The organism is uncultured Streptococcus sp. (genome assembly GCF_963516575.1).
Classification (GTDB): Bacteria; Bacillota; Bacilli; order Lactobacillales; family Streptococcaceae; genus Streptococcus.
This window is the reverse complement of sequence record NZ_CAUQCP010000003.1, coordinates 57926-68951: the sequence shown is the minus strand read 5'-3', so window position 1 is coordinate 68951 and position 11026 is coordinate 57926. Positions and strand designations below refer to the sequence as shown.

The window sequence follows — 11026 nt, the reverse complement described above, 5'->3', positions numbered from 1 at the left end:
TAGACTAATTTCCACTTCGGCCAGTCAAGTGGAAGTTACTTTGAGAAGTTACCTTTCCAAAATACTTGCCATTTTTACTTGCCATTTGGGAGGGGTTATAGGATAATACCATAGAAGTGAGTTCTGTCCAACTGTCTACGTGGATTAGATATGAGAGATTTGACTCAGGGTTTAAGAAACTTGTGAGATACGGTATTTGACGGGTATTTCATCTCACAAAGGCGTTTTTTTACCTTTTTTGAAAAAATAGGTAGAAAGTTTAAAAAAATTGAAGAAAACCCTTGACAAATCCTGCAAATATTTATATACTGTATGGTAGTAAGATAGTCTTACGAAAAAATATTTTAAAGAAAAACAAAGGAGATAAAACGATGAAAAAAGTTTTATTGACAAGCGCAGTCGCACTCGCAGCATTTGGTGCTGTACAAGCTGTTTCAGCTGATGATTCATATGCAAGCTTAATTAAGGATGCTCTTGGAGTTAAGGTCAGTGATGAAGTTAAAGTTGATGATGCAGTAGCTAAGGTTAAAGCTCTTCAACCTGTTGTAAATGCATTGCGTGCAGCTAATTCAGCTCTACAAGCTTCAACAAAAGCTCAAAAGGCAGCAGAGGAAAAACTTACAGAAGCTCAACAAGCTTATTCTGATGCCGTTAAAGCTCTTCGTGATGCTGAACTAAAAAGAGGTGATGCAGAAGGACAAAAAGCAATTTTTACAGAATTACAAGCAAAAGTAGATGCTAAGACAGCTAAAGATTCAGCAGAATTGGCAACTAAAAAAGCTGAATTAGGTGAAAAAGAAGAAGGTAAACGTTCAGGAGCATATTTAGTATTAGATAATGCTAAGGTAGCCTTGGAAAAAGCTCAGAACGCAGTTAATGCTCAATATGATAAAAAACCACTTGGTGGTGATGTAGAAGCTACAGAGAAATACGAAGCTGACAAATTAAAAGTTGAGTCAGCATTGGCAAAAGCTCAACAAGCTTATTCTGATGCTAATGAAAAAGTTTCTACTTTGGAAAAAGAAGTTAAAGAGCTAGAAGCCACTGTAAAAGCAGAAAAACAAGACTCTGAAAAACTTACAAAAGCTATTGAGGCTTTGACTAAAGCAATTACTGACGGTACAGGTCTATTGGAAGAAGGTCAAACTTTTGCTAAGCTAGTAGAAGTTAAGAGTGCTAAATACACAGCAGTTGGAGAAGCTACTACTAAGTTGTTCGATGCAGATACTGCGCTAAGAACTGCGAAAGCTAATTATAAAGAAGCAGAAGAAAAAGCTAAAGCTGAATATAAAAAACAAAATGTAGCATTCGTATTGGAAGATGTTATTAAAGCAGACACACCAACTCCAGCAGCTGTAGTTAAATTCGGTTGGAATAAAGATACTAAAGGTAACTGGACTTATGTAGTAGACTCAAAAGGTACAAAAGCAACAGGTTGGGTTAATGATCAAGGAACTTGGTACTACCTAAATGCTGAAGGTATTATGCAAACTGGTTGGGTTAAAGATAACGGTACTTGGTACTACTTGAAATCATCAGGTGCAATGGCAACTGGTTGGGTTAAAGATAACGGTACTTGGTACTACTTGAAATCATCAGGTGCAATGGCAACTGGTTGGTATCAAGTTGGTGGTAACTGGTACTACTCATACGCATCAGGAGCTCTTGCAGTTAGCACTACTACACCAGATGGTTACACAGTAAACGAAAATGGTGAATGGGTATAATACCAATCAATAAACAAAGACTAGGAGTAAAATCTCCTAGTTTTTTGTTGGCTCTTTGTCAACTGTAGTGGATTGAAGAAAAGTGGCTCTTTGTCAACTGTAGTGGGTTGATGAAAAGCTAAGATCTAGAAAGGACACATTTCGTCCTTTCTTTTTTGATATTTAGAGCGATGAAAATCCGTTTTTTGAAGTTTTCAAAGTTCCGAAATCCAAAGGCATTGCACTTGATAAGTTTGATAAGATTATTGGTCGCTTCTAATTTGGCATTAGAATAGGGTAACTGAAGGGCATTGACGATTTTCTCTTTGTCCTTTAGAAAGGTTTTAAAGACAGTCTGAAAAAGAGGATAAACTTTCTTTAGATTGTTTTCAATGAGTCCGAAAAATTTTTCTGGTTCCATATTCTGAAAGTGAAAAAGCAAGAGTTGATAGAGTTGATAGAGATGATAGTGGTGTTTCAAGTATTCTGAATAGCTCAAAAGCCTGTCTAGGATTTCTTTATTGGTTAAGTGCATACGAAAAGTAGGGTGATAAAAACGCTTATCACTGAGTTTACGACTATCCTGTTGAATGAGCTTTCAGTAGCGCTTGATAACCTTGTATTCATGGGATTTTCGCTCAAACTGATTCATGATTTGGACACGCACACGACTCAAAATCCGGCTCAAGTGTTGGACTATGTGAAAAGCCAGCGTCTTTGGGAGCTGGCTGGTAATTTTGGCTTATAGCACTAGTACAAACCATCCGTTAGACGGCTGGTTGTGATTTAGAAGCTAGTTTTTGTCTGCCCTCTTTTATACAACTTTTTACCAATTATTTTTTAATCTAAATTATTAAAGTTGTCTAATTCTATACGTAATTTTGATTCAATATTCTCTAAATTTTTCAAAATATCACTATTATTTTCTTTAATCGTACTTGCAAGTTTTGAAACAAGATACAGTTCATCCTCTATTTTTCCTTTAAGGATTTTAGTTTGATTTTTCGTTTTCATATCTAATTCTTTTTTTATTAGAGAAATTGAAATACTCATAAATACTGAAAGAATAATTAAACAAATCAATGTTAATATGATAAGTTTTATCCAAAAAGGCAAATTCTTAATCCAAACATAATCACTAAGTGGAGTAAAAAAATTTAAATTACTTTGTTCTAGTATAATTACAGCAGTATACTCAGAAATATATATGATATTAAATAGTAATTTTGTAACTGCTCCTATTTTAGTTAGTTCCTTCTTTTTCTCATTTTCAGTTTCAGCCTCTACAAATTTAAAAATATTATCAATTACATAGTTTATACCAACTCCTACACCAATTGTATAAAATGTTTTAATTGAGTCTGATAAATTTGTAACACTTCCCGTACTAATAAGCAGTGTAGGAAAAACAATAAAAAATATAGCCAAAAAATAAATAAATAATCCAAATGGTTCATTTTTATAAGCATTTCTTAAAGTTTTTATTCCTATAATCGTACAAAATATAAAGTACACCAAAAAATATAAACTATAAAATAAAGTAAAGCAAAATTTTTCTGAATTATATATTGTAAGAATAAGAAGAATGAAGAAAATCAAAGTTGCAACTAAAAAAATTTTTTCATATGAAAAAATTCTTTTATATTTTTTATTTTTCATAACATAAACCTTTCATTAATGAATGTTTAATTTGAATCGTATATAGAAATTAATTAAATGTCCATATACGATTTAAACTGCATTTCAAATTAAGACACTTCTACTTTAATTCATTACCTATTATATTTAATTTACTACTAAAAAGAGTATTGCTTTTTAGTATATAATCTTCATAACTATAGTATATATAATATAGCACTTTATTGTTCTCGAATAAGTCTATTATCTTCTCTCAGTATTTTATTAATGTCCGTAGTTTTCCGGAACCATTTTTACCAACAATAACTGATAGGTCTTTTATATTATTAGTGTATGGACCATATTTTTAGTTCCAAGAACGCCATCTTGACCAGATGGTTTTCTTGACCGTTAGTACTTGTCTTGCAACAACGCCTCAAATTCAGCGACAGTCATGCCTAATTGTTCACTTGCAAATTCAGAGGTTAAAACATGTTGGCGTACTAAATCTAGAAAGGTAAAGATTTGTCCTTCAACTTTTCCATGTTTCAGTCCCTGTTCAATGCCCTCTGCGCGACCACGTTCAAGATCACGTTCTAAGCCCTTCTCCTCCGCTTGTTCCAAAGCATAGTCCTGTGCTAACAAGGATTGTTCTTCGCGCATACGTAGTTGACTAAACATTTTCCTGTCCTCCTCGGACCAGCTTTTGTAGTCTAGCAGTTGGTCTGCCTGACTGATGACTCGCTCGGGTTCTTGGGTAAAGGGTTTATTCCCGAAAAACTCCAACCACGGCTTGCGAACCTCATCTTTGCTGGTTTCTCTGTATTTTTTTAATTCTTATTTATGATGGTCTTTCAATAATTCTTCAAACTCAGAGACAGTCATACCCAGCTGATGGCTGGCAAATTCAGAGCTTAAAACATGTTGGTGAACTAAATCAAGAAAGGTAAAAATTTGTCCTTCAATTTTCCCTCGCTCTAGTCCCTGTTCAATACCTTCTGCTCGCCCACGTTCTAAGCCTTTTTCCTCAGCTTGTTCTAAGGCATAGTCATGAGCCAATAATGCTTGTTCTTCACGCATACGTAGTTGACTAAACATTTTCCTGTCCTCCTCGAGCCAGCTCCTGTAGTCCAGCAGTTGGTCTGCCTGACTGATAGCTCGCTCGGGTTCTTGGGTAAAGGGTTTATTCCCAAAAAACTCCAACCACGGTTTGCGAACCTTGTCCTTGCTGGTTTCTCTATATTTTTTTAGTTCCAAGAATGCCATTTTGACTAGATGGTTTTCTTGTCCATTATTTGTGATGGTTAAGGTTTCACCTGTCGTGTCTTCGCGCATACTAAAACTGTGAAAGGCCAAATCATCTTGAAAATAATTACTATCCACGATAGCAATAGCATAAACTGGTGCAATATGTTTATAACTCTGGTGTGTATCACCTTCTCGTTGGCGAATTTTTTCTAGGTTTTGATTGACCTGACTACATAGATAAGCCCATAGGCGATTGATGAAAAAATTCTGATGATGCACTTGAATCTCAATGATTACTTGAGTACCGTTGTCCAACTCCGCCAAGACGTCTATACTGGTATAGAAATCCTGCGCCGAGTACGGCATGGAAGGCAAGACGTGAATGTTGCTTCCCTCCAAAATAGTCACATTTTTAGCTGATAAGTCCAGCATATCGCGGATAAATTGGCAAGTGATTTCTGGATTACTAAAGATTTTCTTAGCAACCAAATCATTGGTCGGGCTGATGCCTGGATGACGTAATGTCATACTTTCTCTCCTTTCATTATAGCACATTTTTAAATCTAGGTTTACTAGATTCTCTGGCTCTATCTATTTATTCGGAAAAAGTATGAAAAATGCTTGGTCTGGCTCTTCCCAATGGTATTTTTTGGTGCTTTCCTTTATAATGGGTGTATGGATAAGAAAAAATTATTATTGATTGATGGGTCTTCTGTTGCTTTTCGGGCGTTTTTTGCGCTCTATCAGCAGTTGGACCGTTTTAAGAATGCGGCTGGTTTGCATACCAATGCGATTTATGGCTTTCAGTTGATGTTAAGCCATTTGTTGGAACGGGTTGAGCCGAGTCATATTTTGGTGGCTTTTGATGCGGGAAAGACGACCTTCCGTACAGAGATGTATGCGGACTATAAGGGTGGTCGGGCTAAGACACCTGATGAGTTTCGTGAGCAATTTCCTTTCATTCGTGAGTTGTTGGATCATATGGGGATTCGTCACTATGAGTTGGCTCAGTATGAGGCGGATGACATCATCGGGACACTGGATAAACTAGCTGAGCAGGATGGTTTTGATATTACCATTGTCAGTGGGGACAAGGATTTGATTCAGCTGACGGATGAGCATACGGTGGTTGAAATTTCTAAGAAAGGTGTGGCTGAGTTTGAGGCCTTTACGCCAGAATATCTCATGGAAAAGATGGGCATCACACCGACTCAGTTTATCGATCTTAAGGCGCTCATGGGTGATAAGTCGGATAATATCCCTGGGGTGACCAAAATCGGGGAAAAGACGGGTATCAAGCTCTTGCTGGAGCATGGTTCGCTTGAGGGGATTTATGAAAATATTGATGGGATGAAGGCTTCTAAGATGAAGGAAAATCTCATCAATGATAAGGAACAGGCTTTTTTGTCAAAAACACTGGCGACCATTGATACCAAGGCACCGATTGAGATTGGTTTGGAGGATTTGGTCTATAGTGGTCCAGATGTGGAAAATCTTGGGAAATTCTACGATGAGATGGGTTTTAAACAGCTCAAACAGGCTTTAAATGCATCGTCAGCTGATGTGGTTGAGAGTTTGAACTTTACTATCGTTGACCAAATCAGTCAAGATATGCTGAGTGAAGAGTCTATCTTCCATTTTGAGCTTTTTGGTGAGAATTACCATACGGATGATTTGGTTGGATTTGCTTGGTCTTGTGGGGCTAAGCTTTATGCTACAGACAAACTTGAACTTTTGCAGGATCCGATTTTCAAGGATTTTCTAGAAAAAACACCTCTGAGAGTGTATGACTTTAAGAAGGCTAAAGTTCTCTTGAATCGTTTTGGTGTGAATTTGCAGGCGCCTGCTTTTGACAGCCGTTTGGCTAAATACCTCCTTTCGACTGTGGAGGACAATGAAATTGCGACTATTGCTAGTCTTTATGGTCAGACTTATTTGGTTGATGATGAGACTTTCTATGGTAAGGGTATAAAGAAGGCTCTTCCTGAACGCGAGAAATTCTTGAATCATTTGGCTCGGAAGATTGCAGTTTTGGTTGAAACAGAGCCTGTTTTACTTGAAAAACTCAGCGAAAATGAGCAATTAGAACTTCTTTATGATATGGAGCAACCTCTAGCCTCTGTTCTTGCTAAGATGGAAATTGCTGGAATTACGGTCAAGAAAGAAACCTTACTTGAGATGCAGGCTGAAAATGAGCTTGTTATTGAAAAACTGACTCAGGAGATTTACGAACTGGCGGGTGAGGAGTTTAATATCAACTCGCCTAAGCAGTTGGGTGTGCTTCTCTTTGAGAAGTTGGGCCTTCCTCTAGAATATACCAAGAAAACCAAGACAGGTTACTCGACAGCGGTGGATGTGTTGGAGCGTCTAGCTCCTATTGCGCCAATTGTTAAGAAAATTCTAGATTACCGTCAGATTACTAAGATTCAGTCTACTTATGTAATTGGCTTGCAGGATTGGATTTTGGCTGATGGTAAGATTCATACCCGCTATGTGCAGGATTTAACCCAGACTGGGCGTCTGTCTAGTGTGGATCCAAACTTGCAAAATATTCCTGTGCGTTTGGAGCAAGGCCGTCTCATTCGTAAGGCTTTTGTGCCTGAGTGGGAGGATAGTGTGTTACTCAGCTCTGACTATTCACAGATTGAATTGCGCGTTTTGGCGCATATCTCTAAGGATGAGCACTTGATTAAGGCCTTCCAAGAGGGGGCAGATATCCATACTTCGACAGCTATGCGGGTCTTTGGCATTGAGCGTCCTGAGGATGTGACTGCAAATGACCGTCGCAATGCCAAGGCTGTCAACTTTGGAGTGGTTTACGGGATTTCAGACTTTGGCTTGTCAAATAATTTGGGTATTAGCCGTAAGGAAGCTAAGGCCTACATTGATACCTACTTTGAACGCTTCCCAGGTATTAAAAACTACATGGATGAAGTGGTGCGTGAGGCGCGTGATAAGGGCTATGTAGAGACCCTCTTCAAGCGTCGTCGTGAGTTGCCAGATATCAATTCGCGCAACTTCAATATTCGTGGTTTTGCAGAGCGGACAGCTATCAACTCTCCTATCCAGGGATCGGCGGCAGATATTCTCAAGATTGCTATGATTCAGCTGGATAAAGCCTTGGTTGCAGGTGGTTATCAGACTAAGATGCTGTTACAAGTGCACGATGAAATCGTCCTTGAAGTTCCTAAGTCTGAACTAGCAGAGATGAAAAAATTGGTCAAACAAACCATGGAAGAAGCCATTCAACTCAGTGTTCCCCTCATCGCAGATGAGAATGAAGGGGCAACCTGGTACGAGGCTAAATAAAAAAGCTATATAGAGTTTGAAGCACTTGTTTTCAAACTCTTTTTCATGTTTTTCTGTAAGCAGTTTCCTTGACATTTTTTTGGTTTTGCGCTATCATATGTCCATATAATATATGGGAGTCTGTGTACAGTCTGAGAGGAAGTGTTAAACTTCGACCGCACCTGATCTGGGTAATGCCAGCGTAGGGAACGATACTTAGTCTATTCTGCACCTTTTCCATATATGGTAAAGGTTTTTCTTTTTATCAAAGGAAAACGAGAAGAGGAGGTTGTTATGAAAGCAAGCATTGCCTTGCAAATTTTACCCCTATCACAGGGGATTGATCGGATTGCTGTTATCGATCAAGTCATTGCTTATCTGCAAGCTCAAGAAGTGACCATGGTGGTGACACCATTTGAAACGGTCTTGGAAGGGGAGTTTGATGAGCTCATGCGCATTCTCAAAGAAGCGCTGGAAGTGGCAGGGCAGGAGGCAGATAATATCTTTGCCAATGTCAAAATAAATGTAGGAGAGATTTTAAGTATTGATGAGAAACTTGAAAAGTATACTGAGACGACACATTAGTCTATTGGGTTTTCTAGGAGTCTTGTCAATCTGGCAGTTAGTAGGTTTTCTTAAACTGCTCCCCAAGTTTATCCTGCCGACACCTCTTGAGATTCTTCAGGCCTTTGTTCGTGACAGAGAATTTCTCTGGCACCATAGCTGGGCCACCTTGAGAGTGGCTTTACTGGGGCTGGTTTTGGGAGTCTTGATTGCCTGTTTCATGGCTGTGCTTATGGACAGTTTGACGTGGCTTAATGACCTGATTTACCCTATGATGGTGGTCGTTCAGACTATTCCGACCATTGCAATAGCTCCTATTCTGGTCTTGTGGCTAGGTTATGGAATTTTGCCCAAGATTGTCTTGATTATCTTAACGACAACCTTCCCCATCATCGTCAGCATTTTGGACGGTTTTAGGCATTGTGACAAGGATATGCTGACCTTGTTTAGTCTGATGCGGGCCAAGCCTTGGCAAATCCTGTGGCATTTTAAAATTCCAGTCAGCCTGCCTTACTTTTATGCAGGTCTGAGGGTCAGTGTCTCCTACGCCTTTATCACAACAGTGGTATCTGAGTGGTTGGGAGGCTTCGAGGGACTAGGTGTCTACATGATTCAGTCCAAGAAACTGTTTCAGTATGATACCATGTTTGCTATTATTATTCTGGTATCGATTATCAGCCTTTTGGGTATGAAGCTGGTTGATGTCAGTGAAAAATATGTTATTAAATGGAAACGTTCGTAGAATTAGAATGTTTCTGAAAAAGAAAAGAGGAAATCAAAATGAAGAAAACATGGAAAGTGTTTTTAACTGTTTTAACAGCTCTTGTAGCTGTTGTGCTTGTAGCTTGTGGTCAAGGAACTGCTTCGAAGGACAACAAAGAGGCAGAACTCAAGAAGATTGACTTTATCCTAGACTGGACACCAAATACTAACCACACAGGACTTTATGTTGCCAAGGAAAAAGGTTATTTCAAAGAAGCTGGAGTGGATGTTGATTTGAAATTGCCACCAGAAGAAAGTTCTTCTGACTTGGTTATCAATGGTAAGGCGCCATTTGCAGTGTATTTCCAAGACTACATGGCTAAGAAGTTAGAAAAAGGGGCAGGAATCACTGCCGTTGCAGCTATCGTAGAACACAATACATCAGGAATCATTTCTCGTAAATCTGACAATGTAGCTAGTCCAAAAGACCTGGTTGGTAAGAAATACGGGACTTGGAATGACCCAACTGAACTTGCTATGTTGAAAACCTTGGTAGAATCACAAGGTGGGGACTTTGAGAAGGTTGAAAAAGTACCAAATAACGACTCAAACTCTATCACACCGATTGCTAATGGAGTATTTGATACTGCATGGATCTACTACGGATGGGATGGTATTCTTGCAAAATCTCAAGGTGTAGATGCTAACTTCTTGTACTTGAAAGACTATGTCAAGGAGTTTGATTACTACTCACCAGTTATTATCGCAAACAACGACTATTTGAAAGACAACAAAGAAGAAGCTCGCAAAGTCATCCAAGCTATCAAAAAAGGCTACCAATATGCCATGGAGCATCCAGAAGAAGCAGCTGATATCCTCATCAAGAACGCACCTGAACTTCAGGAAAAACGTGACTTTGTCATCGAATCTCAAAAATACTTGTCAAAAGAATACGCAAGCGACAAGGAAAAATGGGGTCAATTTGATGCAGCTCGCTGGAATGCCTTCTACAAATGGGATAAAGAAAATGGTATCCTTAAAGAAGACTTGACAGATAAAGGCTTCACCAACGAATTTGTGAAATAATGACAGAAATTAGATTAGAACACGTCAGTTATGCCTATGGTCAAGATAGGATTTTAGAGGACATTAACCTGCAGGTGACTTCAGGTGAAGTGGTTTCTATTCTGGGTCCAAGTGGTGTTGGAAAAACCACTCTCTTTAATCTAATCGCTGGGATTTTAGAAGTTCAGTCAGGGAGAATTGTTCTGGATGGTGAAGAAAATCCCAAGGGGCGCGTGAGTTATATGTTGCAAAAGGATCTGCTCTTGGAGCACAAGACGGTGCTTGGTAATATCATTTTGCCCCTCTTGATTCAAAAAGTGGATAAGGCTGAAGCTATTGCTCGCGCAGATGAAATTCTTGCGACCTTCCAGTTGACAGCTGTACGGGACAAGTATCCTCATGAACTTAGTGGCGGGATGCGCCAGCGTGTAGCCTTGCTTCGAACTTACCTTTTCGGGCACAAGCTCTTTCTCTTAGACGAGGCCTTTAGCGCCTTGGATGAGATGACCAAGATGGAACTCCACGCTTGGTATCTTGAAATTCACAAGCAGTTGCAGCTAACAACCTTGATTATTACTCACAGTATCGAGGAGGCCCTCAATCTCAGTGACCGCATCTATATCTTAAAAAATCGTCCTGGGCAGATTGTTTCAGAAATTAAACTAGATTGGTCTGAAGATGAGGACAAGGAAGTTCAAAAGATTGCCTACAAACGTCAAATCTTGGCAGAATTAGGCTTAGATGAGTAGGAAAATAGGGAGTTGGTGAAGATTATCCTTTACCAGCGCCCTTTTTCTTTTAAAAATGAGAAAATTTCGGTATAATAGTCAAAGATA

The 11026-nt window shown here is 38.9% G+C and carries 8 protein-coding genes, 2 pseudogenes and 1 riboswitch; of the genes and pseudogenes, 6 read left to right on the top strand and 4 right to left on the bottom strand.

The window, feature by feature from the left end:
• Positions 1-371: 371 nt before the first annotated feature.
• On the top strand, positions 372-1727 hold the full coding sequence (locus tag RWM06_RS01240; RefSeq protein ID WP_313969817.1) for a hypothetical protein: 1356 nt from the start codon (positions 372-374) through the stop codon (positions 1725-1727).
• Between the two features lie 118 nt (positions 1728-1845).
• On the opposite strand, the pseudogene RWM06_RS01235 reads toward RWM06_RS01240, so the two are convergent.
• The 4 genes and pseudogenes from RWM06_RS01235 to RWM06_RS01220 form a co-directional block, all read right to left on the bottom strand.
• Positions 1846-2412: pseudogene (locus RWM06_RS01235) on the bottom strand (transposase); the annotation flags it as partial.
• A gap of 134 nt (positions 2413-2546) precedes the next feature.
• On the bottom strand, positions 2547-3365 hold the full coding sequence (locus RWM06_RS01230) for a hypothetical protein (RefSeq protein ID WP_313969816.1): 819 nt from the start codon (positions 3363-3365) through the stop codon (positions 2547-2549).
• A 369-nt stretch (positions 3366-3734) separates the two neighbouring features.
• Positions 3735-4160, bottom strand: a pseudogene (locus RWM06_RS01225) (hypothetical protein); the annotation flags it as partial.
• Entirely contained in the window at positions 4161-5099 is a 939-nt protein-coding gene (locus RWM06_RS01220) for an Rpn family recombination-promoting nuclease/putative transposase (RefSeq protein WP_313969815.1), read from the bottom strand. It abuts the pseudogene before it with no gap.
• 147 nt (positions 5100-5246) lie between these two features.
• On the opposite strand from RWM06_RS01220, the gene polA reads away from it, so the two are divergent.
• From polA to RWM06_RS01195, 5 genes are all read left to right on the top strand, one after another.
• Positions 5247-7880, top strand: coding sequence for a DNA polymerase I (gene polA, locus RWM06_RS01215; RefSeq protein ID WP_313969814.1), 2634 nt, complete (start codon positions 5247-5249; stop codon positions 7878-7880).
• A 102-nt stretch (positions 7881-7982) separates the two neighbouring features.
• Positions 7983-8085, top strand: a riboswitch (TPP riboswitch).
• Between the two features lie 68 nt (positions 8086-8153).
• Positions 8154-8444, top strand: coding sequence for a thiamine-binding protein (locus RWM06_RS01210; protein ID WP_313969813.1), 291 nt, complete (start codon positions 8154-8156; stop codon positions 8442-8444).
• Positions 8407-9165 carry an ABC transporter permease gene (locus RWM06_RS01205; protein ID WP_313969812.1) on the top strand — a complete coding sequence of 253 codons (759 nt, stop codon included), beginning with the start codon at positions 8407-8409 and terminating at the stop codon, positions 9163-9165. The genes RWM06_RS01210 and RWM06_RS01205 overlap by 38 nt, the downstream gene beginning before the upstream one ends.
• Positions 9166-9203: 38 nt before the next feature.
• Entirely contained in the window at positions 9204-10211 is a 1008-nt protein-coding gene (locus RWM06_RS01200; RefSeq protein ID WP_084865115.1) for an ABC transporter substrate-binding protein, read from the top strand.
• Complete coding sequence (locus tag RWM06_RS01195; RefSeq protein WP_313969811.1) at positions 10211-10939, top strand: ABC transporter ATP-binding protein; 729 nt, start codon at positions 10211-10213, stop codon at positions 10937-10939. The genes RWM06_RS01200 and RWM06_RS01195 overlap by 1 nt, the downstream gene beginning before the upstream one ends.
• Positions 10940-11026: the final 87 nt, after the last annotated feature.

What these genes read in the sequence shown, in the direction of transcription:
- polA (WP_313969814.1), top strand. Translation starts at nt 5,247, where the DNA reads ATGGATAAGAAAAAATTATTATTGATTGATGGGTCTTCTGTTGCTTTT.
- RWM06_RS01240 (WP_313969817.1), top strand. Translation starts at nt 372, where the DNA reads ATGAAAAAAGTTTTATTGACAAGCGCAGTCGCACTCGCAGCATTTGGT.
- RWM06_RS01200 (WP_084865115.1), top strand. Translation starts at nt 9,204, where the DNA reads ATGAAGAAAACATGGAAAGTGTTTTTAACTGTTTTAACAGCTCTTGTA.
- RWM06_RS01205 (WP_313969812.1), top strand. Translation starts at nt 8,407, where the DNA reads ATGAGAAACTTGAAAAGTATACTGAGACGACACATTAGTCTATTGGGT.
- RWM06_RS01220 (WP_313969815.1), bottom strand. Translation starts at nt 5,099, where the DNA reads ATGACATTACGTCATCCAGGCATCAGCCCGACCAATGATTTGGTTGCT.
- RWM06_RS01195 (WP_313969811.1), top strand. Translation starts at nt 10,211, where the DNA reads ATGACAGAAATTAGATTAGAACACGTCAGTTATGCCTATGGTCAAGAT.
- RWM06_RS01210 (WP_313969813.1), top strand. Translation starts at nt 8,154, where the DNA reads ATGAAAGCAAGCATTGCCTTGCAAATTTTACCCCTATCACAGGGGATT.
- RWM06_RS01230 (WP_313969816.1), bottom strand. Translation starts at nt 3,365, where the DNA reads ATGAAAAATAAAAAATATAAAAGAATTTTTTCATATGAAAAAATTTTT.